The 18,659-nt window shown below is 67.0% G+C and carries 22 protein-coding genes and 1 pseudogene; 17 read left to right on the top strand and 6 right to left on the bottom strand.

What is annotated here, in order from left to right:
• Positions 1-15 precede the first annotated feature (15 nt).
• A complete protein-coding gene (locus LXE91_RS03320) occupies positions 16-1,014 on the top strand; it encodes an NAD(P)H-dependent glycerol-3-phosphate dehydrogenase (RefSeq protein ID WP_039346225.1) in 999 nt (332 codons plus the stop codon).
• A gap of 102 nt (positions 1,015-1,116) precedes the next feature.
• A complete protein-coding gene (locus LXE91_RS03315) occupies positions 1,117-1,650 on the top strand; it encodes an O-acetyl-ADP-ribose deacetylase (protein ID WP_039346215.1) in 534 nt (177 codons plus the stop codon).
• Positions 1,651-1,684: 34 nt separating this feature from the next.
• Here the strand turns inward: LXE91_RS03315 and trmL are convergent, their stop codons facing one another.
• Both trmL and LXE91_RS03305 read right to left on the bottom strand, forming a co-directional pair.
• Positions 1,685-2,155: a tRNA (uridine(34)/cytosine(34)/5-carboxymethylaminomethyluridine(34)-2'-O)-methyltransferase TrmL gene (trmL, locus tag LXE91_RS03310; RefSeq protein WP_021164234.1), complete on the bottom strand. Its 471-nt coding sequence runs from the start codon at positions 2,153-2,155 to the stop codon at positions 1,685-1,687.
• 105 nt (positions 2,156-2,260) lie between these two features.
• Positions 2,261-3,057: pseudogene (locus tag LXE91_RS03305) on the bottom strand (ComF family protein).
• 81 nt (positions 3,058-3,138) lie between these two features.
• On the opposite strand from LXE91_RS03305, the gene LXE91_RS03300 reads away from it, so the two are divergent.
• From LXE91_RS03300 to LXE91_RS03265, 8 genes are all read left to right on the top strand, one after another.
• On the top strand, positions 3,139-4,104 hold the full coding sequence (locus LXE91_RS03300) for a methyltransferase domain-containing protein (protein ID WP_039346210.1): 966 nt from the start codon (positions 3,139-3,141) through the stop codon (positions 4,102-4,104).
• A 195-nt stretch (positions 4,105-4,299) separates the two neighbouring features.
• Complete coding sequence (locus tag LXE91_RS03295) at positions 4,300-4,824, top strand: DUF2244 domain-containing protein (RefSeq protein WP_046196288.1); 525 nt, start codon at positions 4,300-4,302, stop codon at positions 4,822-4,824.
• A 55-nt stretch (positions 4,825-4,879) separates the two neighbouring features.
• On the top strand, positions 4,880-6,475 hold the full coding sequence (gene coxB / locus LXE91_RS03290; protein WP_039346207.1) for a cytochrome c oxidase subunit II: 1,596 nt from the start codon (positions 4,880-4,882) through the stop codon (positions 6,473-6,475).
• 43 nt (positions 6,476-6,518) lie between these two features.
• Positions 6,519-8,126, top strand: a complete 1,608-nt coding sequence (ctaD, locus tag LXE91_RS03285) for a cytochrome c oxidase subunit I (RefSeq protein ID WP_031401318.1) — start codon at positions 6,519-6,521, stop codon at positions 8,124-8,126.
• A gap of 69 nt (positions 8,127-8,195) precedes the next feature.
• Complete coding sequence (locus LXE91_RS03280; RefSeq protein WP_027789063.1) at positions 8,196-8,336, top strand: cytochrome oxidase small assembly protein; 141 nt, start codon at positions 8,196-8,198, stop codon at positions 8,334-8,336.
• 35 nt (positions 8,337-8,371) lie between these two features.
• A complete protein-coding gene (locus LXE91_RS03275) occupies positions 8,372-8,980 on the top strand; it encodes a cytochrome c oxidase assembly protein (protein ID WP_039346202.1) in 609 nt (202 codons plus the stop codon).
• Positions 8,973-9,197: a DUF2970 domain-containing protein gene (locus tag LXE91_RS03270; RefSeq protein ID WP_039346197.1), complete on the top strand. Its 225-nt coding sequence runs from the start codon at positions 8,973-8,975 to the stop codon at positions 9,195-9,197. Before LXE91_RS03275 ends, LXE91_RS03270 begins: the two co-directional genes overlap by 8 nt.
• A gap of 141 nt (positions 9,198-9,338) precedes the next feature.
• Complete coding sequence (locus LXE91_RS03265; RefSeq protein ID WP_039346195.1) at positions 9,339-10,196, top strand: cytochrome c oxidase subunit 3; 858 nt, start codon at positions 9,339-9,341, stop codon at positions 10,194-10,196.
• 171 nt (positions 10,197-10,367) lie between these two features.
• On the opposite strand, the gene LXE91_RS03260 is transcribed toward LXE91_RS03265, so the two are convergent.
• Positions 10,368-10,577: a twin transmembrane helix small protein gene (locus LXE91_RS03260; protein ID WP_011353273.1), complete on the bottom strand. Its 210-nt coding sequence runs from the start codon at positions 10,575-10,577 to the stop codon at positions 10,368-10,370.
• Between the two features lie 84 nt (positions 10,578-10,661).
• Between LXE91_RS03260 and LXE91_RS03255 the strand changes: the two genes are divergently transcribed.
• Genes LXE91_RS03255 through LXE91_RS03235 form a run of 5 tightly spaced genes read left to right on the top strand, consistent with a single transcriptional unit; the run spans position 10,662 to position 14,740 of the window.
• Complete coding sequence (locus tag LXE91_RS03255; protein WP_039346516.1) at positions 10,662-11,372, top strand: SURF1 family protein; 711 nt, start codon at positions 10,662-10,664, stop codon at positions 11,370-11,372.
• A gap of 60 nt (positions 11,373-11,432) precedes the next feature.
• Positions 11,433-12,056, top strand: coding sequence for an SCO family protein (locus LXE91_RS03250; protein ID WP_039346194.1), 624 nt, complete (start codon positions 11,433-11,435; stop codon positions 12,054-12,056).
• A gap of 24 nt (positions 12,057-12,080) precedes the next feature.
• Positions 12,081-13,193 carry a COX15/CtaA family protein gene (locus LXE91_RS03245; protein WP_039346192.1) on the top strand — a complete coding sequence of 371 codons (1,113 nt, stop codon included), beginning with the start codon at positions 12,081-12,083 and terminating at the stop codon, positions 13,191-13,193.
• 8 nt (positions 13,194-13,201) lie between these two features.
• Positions 13,202-14,104, top strand: a complete 903-nt coding sequence (gene cyoE, locus LXE91_RS03240; protein WP_006477738.1) for a heme o synthase — start codon at positions 13,202-13,204, stop codon at positions 14,102-14,104.
• An 18-nt stretch (positions 14,105-14,122) separates the two neighbouring features.
• The gene (locus LXE91_RS03235) at positions 14,123-14,740 is read left to right on the top strand and encodes an SCO family protein (RefSeq protein WP_039346188.1); all 618 of its coding nucleotides are present in this window, start codon (positions 14,123-14,125) and stop codon (positions 14,738-14,740) included.
• 151 nt (positions 14,741-14,891) lie between these two features.
• Here LXE91_RS03235 and LXE91_RS03230 read toward each other — a convergent pair whose 3' ends face one another.
• Positions 14,892-15,182: a YciI family protein gene (locus tag LXE91_RS03230; RefSeq protein WP_039346187.1), complete on the bottom strand. Its 291-nt coding sequence runs from the start codon at positions 15,180-15,182 to the stop codon at positions 14,892-14,894.
• A gap of 50 nt (positions 15,183-15,232) precedes the next feature.
• The gene (locus LXE91_RS03225) at positions 15,233-15,406 is read right to left on the bottom strand and encodes a hypothetical protein (protein ID WP_158077542.1); all 174 of its coding nucleotides are present in this window, start codon (positions 15,404-15,406) and stop codon (positions 15,233-15,235) included.
• 16 nt (positions 15,407-15,422) lie between these two features.
• On the opposite strand from LXE91_RS03225, the gene LXE91_RS03220 reads away from it, so the two are divergent.
• Positions 15,423-17,027: a methyl-accepting chemotaxis protein gene (locus LXE91_RS03220; RefSeq protein WP_039346512.1), complete on the top strand. Its 1,605-nt coding sequence runs from the start codon at positions 15,423-15,425 to the stop codon at positions 17,025-17,027.
• Positions 17,028-17,231: 204 nt separating this feature from the next.
• The gene (locus tag LXE91_RS03215) at positions 17,232-18,047 is read left to right on the top strand and encodes a MetQ/NlpA family ABC transporter substrate-binding protein (RefSeq protein WP_039346185.1); all 816 of its coding nucleotides are present in this window, start codon (positions 17,232-17,234) and stop codon (positions 18,045-18,047) included.
• 113 nt (positions 18,048-18,160) lie between these two features.
• Here LXE91_RS03215 and LXE91_RS03210 read toward each other — a convergent pair whose 3' ends face one another.
• A complete protein-coding gene (locus LXE91_RS03210) occupies positions 18,161-18,469 on the bottom strand; it encodes a VF_A0006 family four-cysteine protein (RefSeq protein WP_039346509.1) in 309 nt (102 codons plus the stop codon).
• Positions 18,470-18,659: the final 190 nt, after the last annotated feature.

The following is an 18,659-nucleotide window of genomic DNA, read 5'->3' as shown; positions in this document are numbered from 1 at the left end:
GGACCGGTGCTGGGTATGAAAGTAGCCGTTCTCGGCGCCGGTGCTTGGGGCACCGCGCTCGCGGGCCATCTGGCCGCGCGGCACGATACGCTTCTGTGGGCGCGCGATGCCGCGCTCATCGCCGGGCTGCAGGCCCGGCACGAAAATTCCCGCTATCTGGACGGCATCGTGCTGCCTGACGCGTTGCGCTACGACGCCGATCTCGGCGCCGCGCTCGCGCATGGCGCCGCGGACGACGCACTGTGCGTGATCGCCGCGCCCGTGGCCGGGTTGCGCACGCTGTGTCACGCGATGCGCGACGCAGGCTGCGTGCCTGCGCATGTCGTCTGGGTCTGCAAGGGCTTCGAGGCCGACACGCATCTGCTGCCGCACCAGGTGATCGCGGCCGAGTTGCCCGAACAGCACAGCAACGGCGTGCTGTCGGGGCCGAGCTTCGCTCGCGAAGTCGGGCAGTCGCTGCCCGTCGCGCTGACGGTGGCGAGCACGTCCGCCGAATGCCGCGAGCGCACGCTCGCCGCGTTCCATCACGGCGCGATGCGGATCTATACGGGCGACGATGTGGTCGGCGTCGAGGTCGGCGGCGCGGTGAAGAACGTGCTCGCGATCGCGACCGGCATCGCCGACGGTCTCGGCCTCGGGCTGAACGCGCGCGCCGCGCTGATTACGCGCGGCCTCGCCGAAATGTCGCGGCTCGGCGTCGCGCTCGGCGGGCGAGCGGAAACCTTCACGGGCCTCACGGGCCTCGGCGACCTGATCCTCACCGCCACGGGCGACCTGTCGCGCAACCGCACGGTCGGCCTGCAACTGGCGGCCGGCCGCACGCTGAACGATATCCTCGGCGCGCTCGGCCACGTGGCCGAAGGCGTGCGCTGCGCGCAGGCCGTGCTGGCCATCGCGCGCGCGCAGTCGATCGAAATGCCGATCACCGAAGCCGTGTGCGGCGTGCTGTTCGACGGCATCGCGCCGCGCGACGCAGTCAGCGGCCTGCTGCGGCGCGACGCGCGCGCCGAGTAACGCGGCCCGGCGCCGTTCGGCGCCGCGTTCGCGTCGGGCGCGCGGCGCCCGGCGTCAAAGCGCGCTACGCTTGAACAGTCTCCGGCGTTCCGGGAGGTTGTCATGCTGCAGATCCATTCCACCACGCTCGATGCGCAGGTCGTCGACATCACGACGCTCGATGTCGACGCGATCGTCAACGCCGCGAACGGTTCGCTGCTCGGCGGGGGCGGTGTCGACGGTGCGATCCACCGCGCGGCCGGCCCCGGCCTGCTTGCCGAGTGCCGCACGCTCGGCGGCTGCGAGACGGGCGACGCCAAGCTCACGCGCGGCCACGGGTTGCCGGCGCGCTATGTGATCCACGCGGTCGGGCCCGTGTGGTACGGCGGCGGGCGCGGCGAGGCGGATCTGCTTGCGTCTTGCTACCGGCGCGCGATCGAGCTGGCCGAGGAGGTCGCGGCAACGTCGATCGCGTTCCCGGCGATCAGTTGCGGCATCTATCGCTATCCGGCCGAGGAAGCCGTCGAGATCGCGGTCGGCACCGTCGCCGAAATGCTGCCGCAGGCGCCGAACCTCGCACGCGTGATGTTCGCGTGCTTTTCTCCCGACATTTACGACCTGTATCGCGCACGGCTCGCACGGCTCGCGCGGGCGTGACGCGTCCCGCGGTTCCGGGTGCGCCGCGCAAGCGTCATGCGCCGCCTTCGAAGCCGGCCTGGCGCCACGCCTCGAACACGACCACCGCGACCGTGTTCGACAGGTTCAGGCTGCGGTTGTCCGGCCGCATCGGCAGGCGTACGCGCTGTTCGTTCGGGAAGCGCTCGAGCAGCTCGGCGGGCAGGCCGCGCGTTTCAGAGCCGAACACGAACCAGTCGCCGGGCAGGAACGCATGATCGTGGAAGCGGCCCGAGCCGCGCGTCGTGAACGCGAACATTCGCGCGGGATCGGGCGTTTCCGCCGCGATGAACGCATCCCAGTCGCGGTGCACGCGCATCTGCGCATACTCGTGATAGTCGAGGCCCGCGCGGCGCATCCGCGCGTCGTCGAGCGGGAAGCCGAGCGGCTCGATCAGGTGCAGGCGCGCGCCCGTGTTGGCGCACAGGCGGATCACGTTGCCGGTGTTCGGCGGAATTTCGGGAGCGACGAGGACGACGTTGAACATGTTTCGGTCTGGCTGGGCCGGCCGGGGCGGCGCCATGTGCGCGTTCCCGGCCGGCCGGTTCGTGGCGGCCGCCGCCGTGTTCGGGCGGCTGGCCTCTCTCTCTAATTAATCCCTGGCGGTGCGCAGCGCAACCAGATTCGTCACGCGCGCGGCGCCCGCCGCCTTCAGCGCGTGCGCGGCGGCCGCAAGCGTCGCGCCGGACGTCATCACGTCGTCGACGAGCGCGACGTGGCGGCCGGCGACGCCACCCGCCACCGCGAATGCCGCCATCACGTTGTCGCGCCGTGCGTGCCGGTCGAGCCGCGACTGCGGCGCGGTATCGGCGACCCGCGCGAGCAGCGCCGCATCCGCACGCACGCCGAGCCGCCGCGCGAGCGGGCGCGCGATCGCCCACGCACGGTTGTAGCCGCGCGCGACGAGCCGCCGGTGCGACAGCGGCACCGGTGCCACCGGTCGAAGCCGCCGGCGCCGGGCGTATCGTCGACCAACCGGGCGAGCCGCGCGGCGAATTCGGTGCCGAGCGCGAGTTTCCGGTGAAACTTCAGGCCGCGCGCGAGCCCGTCGAGCGGCGCGCAGTAATCCGCCAGCGCGAGCGTCGCATCGAATGGCGGCGGCGCCGCGCGGCACGCGTCGCACCGGTACGCGGTAACGCGGCCGTTGCGAGCGCCGCGTCGCGAGGGCGAACGCGGTGGCCCGATGCCCAGCGGCAGCGCGCAGACGTCGCAGCGCAGCCGCGCTTCGTTCCAGTAAGCGGCGTCGCAAGCGCTGCAAATCACGGCGTGTGACAAATTGCCGCACAGTGCGCAGCGATTCGGCAGCGCGACCGCGGCGACACGCACTGCCAGCGCGCGAACCTGCGACAAAGCGACGCGCATCGTGCGCCGGGCGGAACTGCGGATCATCGCAACACTCCTGACACCCCGCCTCAATGAAGCCCGCGGGGCGAGCGAGTATACTTCGGGCTCTTCGCCAGTGTGCCCGACATGTCCCCAGCTTCGACTTCAACCGGCCGTCCGGCCAATGACGCAAGGCGCCTGCGGCGGATCTTCGACCGCCGTGCCGCCACGTTCGATGCGGTCGCGTTCCTGCCGCGCGAGATCGCGCAGCGCATGAACGAGCGCCTCGAATACATCAAGGTGAGCCCCACAGCCGTGCTGGACGCGGGCTGCGGCCCGGGCGACGACCTGCCGGCGCTGCGCGCGCGCTTTCCCGAGGCGCCCGTATTCGGCGTCGACCTGTCCGGCGCGATGCTCGCGCAAGCGGGGCAGCGCGAGGTCGAGCAGGCGAGCTGGCGCCGCTGGCTGCCGGCCTCGCTCGGCCGCGCACTGGGCCAGCGCGGCCCGCGCGTCGCGCAGGCCGATTTTGCCGCGCTGCCGTTCCCCGGCGGCGCGTTCGACCTGATCTGGTCGAATCTCGCGCTCCACTGGCATTCGCGCCCGGACGCGGTGCTGCCCGAATGGCAGCGCGTGCTGCGCGTGAACGGGCTGCTGATGTTCAGCACGCTCGGCCCCGATACGCTGCGCGAGCTGCGCGCGGCCTGTGCGGACGCCGAAGCGGCGCTCGGCATGGCGCCGCCCGCCCCGCGCGTGATCGATTTCGTCGACATGCACGACCTCGGCGACATGCTCGTCGAGAGCGGCTTCGAGATTCCCGTGATGGATCAGGAAGTGCTGACCGTCACCTACAAGTCCCCCGGCTCCCTGCTGGCCGACGTGCGCCGCTGGGGCGCCTATCCGTTCGACCGCGACGCGCCGCAGCGCGCGACGCGGCGCTTTCGCGCGGCGCTCGACGACGCGCTGGAGGCCCGCCGGCGCGCGGACGGCACGATTCCGCTGACGTTCGAAGTGATCTACGGCCACGCGTGGAAGGCCGTGCCGCGCACGACCGCCGAAGGGCACGGGATCGTGCGCATCGAGGACATCGGAAAGGGGCGTCCGAAGAATCGGTAAAGCGGTAAAGAGGGGTTTTGTTATGTCTGAAATTAGCGGCGCAAAGCGGGGTCGAATTGTCGCCTGAAATGGCCGGAAAGCTTGTCGCGCTTGGCTCCCGGGCCGATAGTCGCTTGCTTGTGGATGCCATTGAACCCGCCTATAATGCGTCAGCTTGTCGTCCCGGGGTCCCCGCAATACGGGGCGACGAGTCCGATGCAGGCATGCATCGCATGCCATTCGCGTGAGGCGGCGATGGAAGCAGCGAGGGTTTTGGCGGAGACGACGAACGGCGAGCCGGTCCTCGAAGACTGGCTCATGAAACGCAACTGTTCGGCGTCGCCGCGCCAGTTCGTGCTGTTTTACGCGTCGCTCGCGGGCTTCTCGCTGGTGATTGCGACATTGCTGATGTGGCAAGGGGCTTGGCTCGTCATGCCCTTCACCGGAATCGAGTTGCTGGCTGTGGGTGTCGCATTTGCGATCTATGCTCGCCATGCGGTCGATTACGAACGCATCAGGCTGTATCCGCACCGGCTCGTGATCGAGCGGATGGATGCGGAGCGGCTCACGCAGATCGAATTCAACCCGCGCTGGGTGCGGGTCGAGCCGGGTGCGACGCCACGCGATCCGATTCGGCTGGTATCGCGCGGGCAGACCGTCGTAATCGGGCAGCATCTCGCGCAGTACAAGCGCGCGCAGTTCGCCGACGAACTGCGCGTATCGCTCAGGCGCTGCGGCTGACGAGGCGCGGGCACCGGCGGATAGGGCCGGTAGCTTGCGACGGGGGAGGGTTTGAATGGAAATTTTGGGTAAGGATGCTATGAAAACAATCAAGCGAGCCCTCGCGGGCGTGCTGGCATGCAGCGGATTGCTCTTTGCCGGTGCGGCCCTGGCGGTCGGTGATAGCCCGGGCGGCCCCCGTGTCAACGAGATCAACTTTCAGCCGCCTGTCACGAAGATCGCCGAGGAGCTCTACGATCTCCACACGATGATGCTCATCCTGTGTACGGTGATCTTCGTCGGCGTGTTCGGCGTGATGTTCTATTCGATCTTCGCGCACCGCAAATCCAAGGGCCACAAGGCCGCCAATTTCCATGAAAGCACGACCGTCGAGATCATCTGGACGATCGTGCCGTTCGTCATCGTCGTGCTGATGGCGCTTCCGGCGACGAAGGCCGTCGTCGCGATGAAGGACACGACGAACGCCGATCTCACGATCAAGGTCACCGGCTACCAGTGGAAGTGGGGCTACGACTACGTGAAGGGCCCGGGCGAGGGCATCGGCTTCCTGTCGACGCTCAGCACCCCGCGTGACGAAGTGATGGGCAAGAAGCCGATCACCGACACCTATCTGCAGGAAGTCGACAACCCGCTCGTCGTGCCGGTCAACAAGAAGATTCGCATCATCACGACCGCGAACGACGTCGTCCACTCGTGGTACGTGCCCGCGTTCGGCGTGAAGCAGGATGCGATCCCCGGCTTCGTGCGCGACACGTGGTTCAAGGCCGACAAGGTCGGTACGTTCCGCGGTTTCTGTACCGAGCTGTGCGGCAAGGAACACGCGTACATGCCGGTCGTGGTCGAAGTCCTGTCGGATGACGACTACGCGAAGTGGGTCACCGCGCAGAAGGCCAAGCTGGCCAGCGCCGCAGTCGATCCGAACAAGGTCTACACGATGGCTGAACTCGTCGCGCACGGCGAGGAAGTCTACAAGGCGAACTGCGCGGCCTGCCACCAGGTGAGCGGCAAGGGCCTCGGCGCGTTTCCGGCCATGGACGGCAGCCCGATCGTGAACGGCCCGATCGCCGGCCACGTCGAGCGCGTGCTGCACGGCAAGGGCGCGATGCCGTCCTGGGCGTCGCTGTCGGATCTCGACATCGCGTCGGTCATCACGTACGAACGCAATTCGTGGGGCAACCACAAGAACGACCTGCTGCAGCCGAAGCAAGTGGCCGACGCGCGTAACGGCAAGATGCCGGAAGACGCGGCGGGCGCAGCGGCAGCGGCACCGGCGGAAGCCGCTTCGGCGCCGGCGCAAGCCGCGTCGGGCGCGGAGCAGCCGGCCGCAGCGGCATCGGCCGCACTGTCGACGATCTACTTCGAGACGGGCAAGAGCGTGCTGCCGGCCGACGCGAAGGCGGCGATCGCCGCCGCGGCCGACTATGCGAAGGCGCATCCGGACGCGAAGCTCGCGCTGTCGGGCTTTACCGACAAGACGGGCTCGGCCGACGCGAACGCCGAACTGGCGAAGCATCGCGCGCAAGCCGTGCGCGACGCGCTGAAGGCAGCAGGCGTGGCGGAAGACCACATTATTCTCAAAAAGCCGGAAACGATCACGGGCGGGGCTGACGCGAAGGAAGCCCGGCGTGTCGAGATCGGCCCGGCGGCTTGACGTGTCGCTGAGTTAGTCGACGTATTCGCATTAGGAGATTCTCATGTCTAGCATCGGGCACGACGTAGCCGCGGACCACGCGCACGACGACCACGCGCACGAAATGCCGCACGGCTGGCGGCGCTGGCTGTTCGCCACCAACCACAAGGACATCGGTACGCTGTACCTGTTGTTCTCGTTCATCATGTTCCTGTCGGGCGGCGTGATGGCGCTCGCCATCCGGGCCGAGCTGTTCGAACCGGGCCTGCAGATCATGCGTCCGGAGTTCTTCAACGAACTCACGACGATGCACGGCCTGATCATGGTGTTCGGTGCGATCATGCCGGCGTTCGTCGGCTTCGCGAACTGGATGATTCCGCTGCAGATCGGCGCATCCGACATGGCGTTCGCGCGGATGAACAACTTCAGCTTCTGGCTGCTGCCGGTCGCGGCCGTGCTGCTGGTCGGTTCGTTCTTCGCGCCGGGCGGCGCGACGGCCGCCGGCTGGACGCTCTACGCGCCGCTGTCGACGCAGATGGGCCCGGGCATGGACTTCGCGATCTTCGCGGTCCACATCATGGGCGCATCGTCGATCATGGGCGGGATCAACATCGTCGTGACGATCCTGAACATGCGCGCTCCGGGCATGACGCTGATGAAGATGCCGATGTTCGCGTGGACGTGGCTGATCACGGCTTACCTGCTGATCGCGGTGATGCCGGTTCTGGCAGGCGCGATCACGATGGTGCTGTTCGACCGCCACTTCGGCACGTCGTTCTTCAACGCGGCAGGCGGCGGCGATCCGGTGATGTACCAGCACATCTTCTGGTTCTTCGGCCACCCCGAGGTGTACATCATGATTCTGCCGGCGTTCGGGATCGTGTCGCAGGTGATCCCGGCGTTCGCACGCAAGACGCTGTTCGGCTATAGCTCGATGGTGTACGCGACGGCTTCGATCGCGATCCTGTCGTTCATGGTCTGGGCGCACCACATGTTCGCAACGGGCATGCCGGTCACCGGCCAGTTGTTCTTCATGTACGCGACGATGCTGATCGCGGTGCCGACGGGCGTGAAGGTGTTCAACTGGCTCGCGACGATGTGGCGCGGCTCGATGACGTTCGAAACCCCGATGCTGTTCGCGATCGGCTTCCTGTTCGTGTTCACGTTCGGTGGTCTCACGGGCCTGATGCTCGCGATGGCGCCGCTCGACATCCAGTATCACGGGACCTACTTCGTGGTGGCGCACTTCCACTACGTGCTGGTGGCCGGCTCGTTGTTCGCGCTGTTCTCGGGCTGGTACTACTGGGCACCGAAGTGGACGGGCTGGATGTACAACGAGACGCGCGGCAAGATCCACTTCTGGGCGTCGATGATCTTCTTCAACCTGACGTTCTTCCCGATGCACTTCGTCGGTCTCGCCGGCATGCCGCGTCGCTACGCGGACTACCCGGCGCAGTTCACGGACTTCAACCAGGTGGCGACGATCGGCGCATTCGGCTTCGGCCTCGCGCAGGTGTACTTCCTGTTCGCGGTCGCGCTGCCGGCCTACCGTGGCGGCGGCGAGCTGGAAAAGGCGTCGGACAAGCCGTGGGATGGCGCGACGGGCCTCGAGTGGACGGTGCCGAGCCCGGCTCCCTTCCACACGTTCGAGCAACCGCCGCACGTCGAGTAAGTTTCACAGTGCGCTCCGCCGCTGCCTGCCGCGCAGGCCGGCGCGGCGGGCGCCGAACCGAAGTGTCAGATGAACCGGAATCCACAACAAAGACGAACGCCCGAGCAGATCCGCGCGGGCAACAAGCGGCTCGGCCTCATCCTGCTCGTCATCGCCGCCGTTTTTTTTGTGGGTGTCGTGATCAAGCAGTGGTGGCTGTCCACTCACTGATGCAGCAACAGACGCAGTAGCGAGGAAGTTGTCGTATGTCGAAGCCGGAAGAGGGCGCCGTCGATCGCGCGTTCAATCGTTCGATGCTGGTGAAGCTCTTCGTCGTGGCCGGGCTGATGTTCGGTTTCGGCTTTGCGCTGATCCCGATGTATCGGGCGATCTGCCAGATCACCGGCATCAACAACCTGGTGCAGCGCGATGTCAGCGAGCGCGAGGTGAAGAATTCGCAGGTCGATACCAGCCGTACGGTGTCGATCGAGTTCGATGCGAACGCGCGCGGCCCGCTCGGTTTCAAGCCGGAGCACAACAGCCTCGACGTGCATCCGGGCGAGCTGACGACGATCGTGTACGACGTGACGAACGGGCAGGGCCGGCCGGTCGTCGCCCAGGCGATTCCGAGCTACGCGCCGAAGCAGGCGACGGAGTTCTTCAAGAAGATCGAGTGCTTTTGCTTTACGCAGCAGACGCTGGCCGCGAACGAGTCGCGCAAGATGCCGGTGGTGTTCGTGATCGATCCGAAACTGCCGAAGGACGTGAAGACGATCACGCTGTCGTACACGTTCTTCGAGCTGAATACGCCGGCCACGCCGGCGCCGGCGCCGGGCAAGACCGCCGCGCAGGGCGCGGCGAAGCCGGATGCATGACGACGGAGGCGGGGCGATGACGGGGGACAAGCGGGGCGGGTCGTTCGGCCAGGCGTTGAAAGCGGTGCTGTGGTCGTTCTTCGGGGTGCGCAAGCGGCGCGACCTGGAGGCCGACGCGACGCAGCTCAATCCGCTGCACGTGCTGATCGTCGCGTTGTTGGCAGCCGGTGTGTTCATCGGCGTGCTGATCCTGATCGTGCGTGCCGTCGTGGGCTGAAGCCCGCGGCCACGAAAGAAGAATGCAGTGCGCGGCGCCACGGCGGCGCGTGCAGGAAGGAGCGGCGGTGGTCACGCCGCGCAAGAAATAAAGCCGGAGCGGTTTCCGGTACACAAATTGGACAGAAGTGGAGAATCAAGCATGAGCGGTCAAAACCAGACCCCGTACTATTTCGTGCCGCATCCGTCGCAGCATCCGATCAGCGCGGCCATCGGCCTGCTGGTCATGCTCGGATCGACAGCGCTGTGGATCAACGGTCACGACTGGGCGCCGTTTACGGCGCTGCTCGGCCTGCTGTGGTTGCTCTTCACGCTGTATCACTGGTTCGGCGACGCGATCGCCGAATCGGAAGGCGGTCATTACGGCAAGAACGTCGACAAGTCGTACCGCTGGAGCATGAGCTGGTTCATCTTCTCGGAAGTCATGTTCTTCGGCGCGTTCTTCGGTGCGCTGTTCTATGCGCGTGAAATCGCGCTGCACCAGCTCGGCAGCCTCGACTACAAGCTGATCTGGCCGGACTTCTCCGCCGTGTGGCCGAACGAAGGCCCCGCCGCGCTCGCCGGTCACTTCAAGACGATGGGCCCGTGGCCGATCCCGACGCTGAACACCGCGTTCCTGCTGTCGTCGGGCGTGACGCTGACGATCTCGCACCACGCGCTGCGTGACGATCATCGCAAGAAGGCGATCGCCTGGCTCGCCGCGACGCTCGTGTTCGGTATCTGCTTCCTGTTCCTGCAGGGCTTCGAGTACTACCACGCGTACAATGAACTGAACCTGACGCTGAACTCGGGCGTGTACGGTTCGACGTTCTTCCTGCTGACCGGCTTCCACGGCTTCCACGTGTTCCTCGGCGGCACGATGCTCGCAGTGGTGCTGGTGCGGATGATCCGCGGCCACTTCAAGCCCGATCACCACTTCGCATTCGAAGGCGCCGCGTGGTACTGGCACTTCGTCGACGTCGTCTGGCTCGGCCTGTACGTCGTCGTCTACTGGCTGTAAATGGAACAACGGCCCGCGCAGCAATGCGCGGGCCGTTTTCATTGGGTCGGCCGGGCAGCGTGACTGCCGGCCTTCACCCTCCGGGCGCCGCCGCGACTCAGTCAGGCGGCGCTTTTGCTTGGTGCGGCGGCCATGTGGCGAAATGTCACAGCGGCCGCGGCGGCAAATCGGTCAACGCCCGATCGGCAGGCCGGTCGAATGGATCCAGCCCATCCAGTTCGCGATCAGGATGAGCAGGAACAGCGACACCGACAGCCCGACGCGGGTGGCGAGCGACCAGACCATGCGTTTCGTATGGCCGCGGTCGTGCATCATGAAGTAGAGCGCCGAGCCCATGCTGGCAATGATGAGGACGAAGGCGATGGGAACGAGTATGTGCATGACACGAACCGGACGACGGCAATTCGAAAGGAAGAGGATAATTATCGCACCTCGCTTGTCAGCATGTGCCGGGCGGGCCGCATGATGAAGATCCGCTGGCTGCCCGCGCTGCTGATCCTCGTCGTCGTCGCGGTCACGATCCGTCTCGGTTTCTGGCAGCGCGAGCGCGCGCACCAGAAGGAAGCGCTGCAGGCGAGCATCGAGCGCTACGAGCAGGCGGCGCCCGTCGACGTCGGCGCGCAGCCGATGCCGCTCGCGTCGATCGAGTTTCATCGCGTGCGTGCGAAGGGCCGTTTCGTGCCCGAGCAAGCCGTGTTTCTCGACAATCGGCCGTATAACGACCAGCCGGGTTTTTACGTCGTGATGCCGTTTAAACTCACGGGCGGCGGCGTCGTGCTCGTGAACCGCGGCTGGCTGCCGCGCAATATTTCGGATCGCACGGCGATCGAGCCGTTCGCGACGCCCGCGGGCGACGTCGAGATCGTGGGCATCGCGCGTGCTGACGCGTCGCGTGCGTTCGAGCTCGGCGAAGGCGGGTCGGCCGCGCACCAGAAGATCCGGCAGAACCTGGACGTCGCCGCGTATGCGAAGGAAACGGGGCTGCCGCTGCAGCCGTTCGTGATCCAGCAGACGAGCGACGACGGCGACAAGCTCGTGCGCGACTGGCCGGCGGCGACGACCGGCGTCGAGCGCAATTACGGTTACATGTTTCAGTGGTGGGCGATGGCGGCGGCCGCGCTCGGCTTCGGCCTGTACGCCGCGCGGCGTGCGGCGAAGAAGTCGGCCGGCGCGTGAGTGCCATGCCAGGACGCGGCGTCGGCGCCGCGGGTTCGTTTCGAGAGGTCTGATTTGTCCATGCAATCTTCCCGTCAGGGTCCGGCCGCTGCGCCGTCGCCTGCGGCCCGCAAGCGCGGCCGCTGGATGCTCGTGCTGCTGGGTCTCGTGTGCGCCGCACCGATGATCGCGTCGTACTTCACCTATTACGTGATCAAGCCGAAGGGCGGCTCGACCAACTACGGCACGCTGATCGAGCCGCAGCGCCCGATCCCCGCGGATCTGCAGGTAACCGACGAAACCGGCAAGACCGTGCCGCTGTCGTCGCTGCGCGGCGTGTGGCTGTTCGTGATGACCGACAGCAGCGCGTGCGACGAAGCCTGCGTGAAGAAGCTCTATTTCATGCGCCAGATCCGCGTCACGCAGGCAGGCGAGCGGCACCGGCTCACGATGGTGTGGCTGCGCAGCGATGCGGGCGCGACGCCGCAGAAGGTGCTGGACGCGTACCCGGACACGCGCCGTCTCGTCGCCGACCCAGCCGCGGTGGCCGCGTGGCTGCCCGCCGACGCGGGCACGAAGGACAGCGACCACATCTACATGGTCGACCCGAACGGCAACCTGATGATGCGCTTCCCGAAGGATCCGAACCCCAGCAAGATCAAGTCGGACGTGACGAAGCTGCTGAAGTGGTCGAGCATCGGCTAAGGCAAGACGAGAGGCATTGAACCGATGGCGTATCTACTGCAACTCGGCCTGATCGGCTTCTGCATCGCGCTGCTGCCGCTGTCGTACGTGTGGGTGAAGGCCGACGACAACAAGTTTCGCAAGCTGGTGTGGATCACCACCTTCCTGACGCTCGACCTGGTGATGTTCGGCGGCTTCACGCGGCTGACCGATTCGGGGCTCGGCTGCCCGGACTGGCCCGGCTGCTACGGCACGTCGTCGCCGTTCATCGCGCACGCCGCGATCACGGCCGCGCACCAGGCGATGCCGACGGGCCCCGTCAGCATGTCGAAGGCATGGATCGAGATGATCCACCGCTATTTCGCGATGGCGATCGGCGTGCTGATCATCGCGCAGGTCGTGATCGCGTGGTCCGCGCGGCTGCGCCGCCGCCCGCTGCACGTGTCGCCGTGGTGGCCGACGAGCCTGCTGCTGCTGATCCTCGTGCAGGGCGCGTTCGGCGCGTGGACGGTCACGATGAAGCTGCAGCCGGTGATCGTCACGATTCACCTGCTGCTCGGCCTCACGCTGCTCGGCACGCTCGGCTGGCTCGCGGCACGGCAGACGCCGCTGCCGTCGCATGATCCCGAAGCCGGCCGCTATCGCGCGGCTGCGCTCGCGGCGCTCGTGCTGCTCGTCGTGCAGATCGCGCTCGGCGGCTGGGTGAGCACCAACTACGCGGTGCTCGCGTGTACCGACTTCCCGACCTGCAACGGCCAGTGGATCCCGCCGATGGACTTCCAGCACGGCTTCCACCTGTGGCGCGCGCTCGGGATGACGAAGGACGGCGAAGCGATCACGCAGGACGCGCTGGTCGCGATCCACTGGACGCACCGCACGTTCGCGTTCGTCGTGGTCGCATACCTGGTCGCGTTTGCGCTGAAGATGCGCCGTTTCGAATCGCTGCGGCGGCCCGCGAACGGCGTGCTGCTGGTCGTCCTGCTGCAGTTCGTGACGGGCCTGACCAACATCGTGCTGCAGTGGCCGCTGCCCGTCGCCGTTGCGCACAACGGCGGGGCCGCGATCCTGCTGCTGCTCGTCGTCATGTTAAACTTTCGCATCCTTTCAAGCCGCCCCGGCCGTGTCGCGCAGCCTGCGCGCGACGCCGCCCCGGCGTGACCGCCCCCATGCAAAGCACCCTCTCCCAATCGCCCGGTAGCCGGTTTTCGCAGTACATGGCATTGACGAAGCCGCGTGTCACGCAGCTCGCGGTGTTCTGCGCGGTGATCGGCATGTTCCTCGCGACGCCGGGCATGGTGCCGTGGCATGTGCTGATCGGCGGTACGGTCGGCATCTGGCTGCTGGCCGGCGCCGCGTTCGCGATCAACTGCCTCGTCGAACAGAAAATCGATGCGATGATGCGCCGCACCGCGTGGCGCCCGTCCGCACGCGGCGAGATCACGACCCCGCAGATCCTGCTGTTCTCGGCGGTGCTCGGCAGTGTCGGCGCATGGACGCTCTATACGTTCACGAACCCGCTGACGATGTGGCTGACGATCGCCACCTTCGTCGGCTACGCGGTGATCTACACGCTGCTGCTCAAGCCGATGACGCCGCAGAACATCGTGATCGGCGGCGCGTCGGGCGCGATGCCGCCGGCGCTCGGCTGGGCCGCGGTCACCGGCGCGGTGCCGGGCGACGCATGGATCCTCGTGCTGATCATCTTCGTGTGGACGCCGCCGCATTTCTGGGTGCTCGCGCTGTATCGCCGCAAGGACTACGAGAACGCGGGGCTGCCGATGCTGCCCGTCACGCACGGCGAGAAGTTCACGCGGCTGCACATCCTGCTGTACACGGTGATCCTGTTCGCGGTCACGCTGATGCCGTTCATCTCCGGGATGAGCGGGGCCGTCTACCTGACGAGCGCAGTGCTGCTCGGTGCGGTGTTCCTCGCGTATGCGTGGAAGATCCATCGCGACTACTCGGACGAACTCGCCCGCAAGGCCTTCCGCTACTCGATCGTCTACCTGTCGCTGCTGTTCGCCGCGCTGCTCGTCGATCACTATGCACGCCCGCTGCTCGGCGTGTAACCGCACGGTTTGAACGCAATGCTCCAATCACGGTTCGGGCGCCGCGCGCGCCAAGGCTGGATGCTCGCATGCGCATTCACGGCAGCGCTGCTGCTCGCCGGATGCGACAACGCGCCGAAATTCCAGAATCTCGACATCACCGGCAACACGCAGTTCGGCAGCGACTTCTCGCTGCCCGATACGGCCGGCAAGGTGCGCACGCTCGCCGACTTCAAGGGCCGTGCCGTCGTGATGTTCTTCGGCTATACGCACTGCCCGGACGTCTGCCCGACGACGATGGCCGAGCTGTCCGAAGCGCTGAAGCAGCTCGGGCCCGATGCCGCGAAGCGCGTGCAGGTGCTGTTCGTCACCGTCGACCCGGAGCGTGACACGCCCGCGCTGCTCGGCCAGTACGTGCCCGCGTTCGATCCGTCGTTCATCGGCCTGCGGCCGGCCGACGAAGCCGCGCTGAAGAAGGTCACGAAGGATTTCCGCGTGTACTACGCGAAGGTGCCCGGCAAGACGCCCGGCAGCTACACGATGGATCACACGGCCGCGAGCTACGTGTTCGACCGCGACGGCAAGCTGCGCCTGTTCGTGCGCGACGGCCAGGGGCCCGGCCCGTGGGTCCACGACCTGAAGCTGCTGATCGACTGACCGGCAGCCGCCGGGCGCCCGGCCCGGCGATCACGTGACGGCCGCTTCGCGCCGTCACGCTTTCCCTCTCTCTTCGTTGTTCGCATGCGCCGCCCGTCGGGCGGCGTAGCGGCCTGCGCGCGCATCGCGCGGAGGTCGCGCAGGCGTTGCGTTACGGCAGTGCGGGCACGTTGAAGCCGGATGCGGCACGCGTGATCCGGAATTCCGTCACGCGATACGTGGCGAGCCCCTCGGTGACGAACGGATCGGTCTTCAGGATCGCATCCAGCTCGTCGCGATCGATGCGGGCCGCGAGGATCACGCCGCCTTCGCGCGGCACCTTCGGCCCCGCTGCGATGAAGATGCCCTTGTCGAACTGCGGCTGCAGGAATGCGCGATGGCGTTCGAGTGCGTCGTCGATGCGCTCGAGCGATGCGGTGTAGTGAATGTCGATGACGTACATGGGGCCCCCGGAATGACACCGGCGCTTCGTGTGCCGGCCAGCCGGTCTTTTTAGCACAGCGGACGCGGACTGTCGCGCCGGCGGTCGCGGTGCGGTGCGGGCGGCATGTCGATCGCCGGTTTGCGGCGCCGGCCCGTATTCAAGTTGTAAGCCTCGGTGCCGTAAATGAATGGGCAAGCGTTTGCGCGCGGCAGGCCGTTCGCGCGCAGCGTGCGCATCGACATCGACAAAGGCACGCAGATGAGCAGAATGAGTTTGAACCGCAAGCTGTGGCTCGCGCTTGCGCTGGTATGGATCGGTCTGCTGGGCGTCGGCGCATGGAGCGCGTACGAGACGCGCGCGACGATGCTCGCCGAACGCAAGGCAGGCATCGCGAATCTCGTCGATTCGGCGGCCGGCATCGTGAAGGCGTATCACGCGCTCGCGCAGAACGGCACGCTGCCCGAGGCCGACGCGAAGCGCGACGCGCTCGCGAGCCTCGCCGCGATGCGCTACGGCGATGCGGGTTACGTGTTCGTGATGGACTCGAAGCCGGTCGTGCTGATGCATCCGACGCTGCCGAAGCTGGTCGGCACGCAGGTCGGCGACTATCTCGACCCGGACGGCAAGCCGCTGTTCGTCACGATCCTGAACGCCGCGAAGGAAACCGGCAGCGGCTTCGCCGAGTACCGCGGGCGTCTGCCGCACAGCGAGACCGCCGTACCGAAGATCAGCTACGTCACGCGCTTTGCGCCGTGGGACTGGAACATCTCGAGCGGCGTCTTCCTGAAGGACATCGACACCATTTACTACCGGACGCTGCTCGGCCACCTCGCGGTCGTGCTCGTGATCGGCTTCGTGATCAGCGCGGCGATGCTGGTGATCATCCGCAACGTGCGCAGCAGCCTCGGCGGCGAGCCCGACGAAGCGGCCGCGCTCGCCGCGCGCATCGCGCAGGGCGACCTGACGCAGCCGGTGCCGGTGCGTGCGGGCGACCGCACGAGCATGATGGCCGCAATGCACGACATGCAGGCACGGCTGCAGGCGACGATCGGCGGGATTCGCCAGTCGGCCGGGTCGATCGCGTCGGCGAGCCGCCAGATCTCGGCCGGCAACGACGACCTGTCGCAGCGCACCGAGGAGCAGGCCGCATCGCTGGAAGAAACCGCCGCGAGCATGGAGCAGCTGACTGCGACCGTGAAGCAGAACGCCGACAACGCGCGGCAGGCGAGCGGGCTCGCGAACAGCGCATCGGAGATCGCGCGCACGGGGAGCGACGTCGTGAACCGCGTGATCGGCACGATGGGCGAGATCGACGACAGCTCGCGCAAGATCGCCGACATCATCGGCGTGATCGAAGGGATCGCGTTCCAGACCAACATCCTCGCGCTGAATGCGGCGGTCGAAGCCGCGCGCGCGGGCGAACAGGGCCGCGGCTTCGCGGTGGTCGCGGGCGAAGTGCGGTCGCTCGCACAGCGCAGCGCGACGGCGTCGAAGGAGATCCGCGAGCTGATCGTCGACTCGGTCGAGCGCGTGCGCAACGGGTCGGCGCTGGTCGGCCAGGCCGGCACGACGATGGGCGAGATCCTGCAGGCCGTCGCTCGCGTGACCGACATCATGGGCGAGATCGCGGCCGCGTCCGAGGAGCAGGCGAGCGGCATCACGCAGGTCGGGCGCGCGGTTACGCAGATGGATCAGGTGACGCAGCAGAACGCGGCGCTCGTCGAGGAGGCCGCCGCGGCCGCCGCGTCGCTGCAGGAACAGGCAGCGCGGCTGCGCGATGCGGTCGGCGCGTTCCGGGTGGGCGGCCAGGTGGGCGAGCCGGCGTTCGAGACGAAGGCGGCCGCCCGGGCAGCGGTGGCGTGACGCGCTCGGGCCGATGCGCGGCTCGCATGAACGCAACTAACGGCCAAGTCGCGCAGCCTCCGCCAGCACCGCTGCGGTGCATACCCATATGAGCGGGATGTATTTCACTTCCCGCTGTTCCTGTGACACCATTTGCCCCTTCCTGCGAGTCGGGGCATACCCGTATCGCGCCCCATTTCAGTCAAGCAAGAAAGCGAGAAACAGATGAAGCGTCGCAGTCTCCTGAAGGTATTTTCCGTGCTGGCCACCGGCGCCGCGCTGACGTTGTCGGCCGGTGCGCACGCCGAAGACAAGGTGATCAAGGTCGGCACGGTCGCCGGCCCGGATGCGGAAGTGTGGCAGCTCGTGCAGAAGGTCGCGAAGGAGAAGGAAGGCCTGAACGTGAAGGTCATCGAGTTCAACGACTACGTGCAGCCGAACGCGGCGCTCGACTCGGGCGACCTCGATGCGAACAGCTTCCAGCACCAGCCCTACCTCGACAGCCAGGTGAAGCAGCGCGGCTACAAGCTGGTCACGGCAGGCCTGACCTACATCTCGCCGATCGGCGTGTACTCGAAGAAGTTCAAGTCGCTGAAGGATCTGCCGCAGGGCGCGAAGCTCGCGGTGCCGAACGATCCGTCGAACGAAAACCGCGCGCTGCTGCTGCTTCAGACGCAAGGCGTGATCAAGCTGAAGGCCGGCGCGGGCACGGGCGGCAACAACGCGACGGTGCTCGACATCGCCGAGAACCCGAAGAAGCTGAAGATCTCCGAACTCGACGCCGCGCAACTGCCGCGCGTGCTGTCGGACGTCGACGCGGCCGTGATCAACACGAACTACGCGCTCGCCGCCAACCTGCAGCCGACCAAGGACGCGATCGCGCTCGAATCGCTGACGAGCCCGTATGCAAACGTGATCGCCGTGCGCGCGAAGGACAAGGATCAGCCGTGGGTGAAGAAGCTGGTCAAGGCGTACCAGTCGCCGGAAGTACGCGAATTCATCAAGAAGCAGTTCAAGGGCTCGATGGTCGCGTCGTTCTGAACGCCGCACACCGGTCGGACCGTTGAACGCAAGGGGCCTGCATCGCGCAGGCCCTTTTTCATTGGCGCGGCCGAACGGCGAAGGCCGCACGGTGTGGCGCGTTCAACGCCGCGTCACATCTCGCCGCGCCGTGAGCAGATCGACATGATCTGCTGGATCGCATAGTTGTCGCGCACGCCCGGCAGCGACTGCACGACACACTCGTGAAAACGCCGCTCGCGCGGCAGCAGCATCGCGTTGTTGCGATACAGCGCGTCGCACGAGCGCTGGATCAGTTGCGCCGCCGCACCGTTGCGGCTTTCGCGCAGCGCATTGAGCATGCAGTCGTCGTATTGCGCACTGCCGTCGGTCAGCGCGAACGCCGCGCCCGGCAACGCCAGCGCGACGGCCGCGAATGCGATGGCTCTGACTCCCCGTTTCATGTGCCCTCCGATGGCGTGGATGGGGTCGGTCGACAGCATAACGTAAAGCCGCGAGCGCGGCTGACGCGTTGCGCAGAGGCCGGCGGAAACCGCCGCCGGCCGGGCTTCGCACGCGTTCGCGGGCTTCGGCGGGCGCGGCGATCCGGGGCATGCCGCGAAAGCGCGGAGTCAGGCGGTGGTCTGCGGAAAT

The sequence above is a fragment of the Burkholderia contaminans genome (assembly GCF_029633825.1).
GTDB classification, from domain to species: Bacteria; Pseudomonadota; Gammaproteobacteria; order Burkholderiales; family Burkholderiaceae; genus Burkholderia; species Burkholderia contaminans.
The sequence above is the reverse complement of the archived record's forward strand: the minus strand, read 5'-3'. Positions and strand labels throughout refer to the sequence as shown.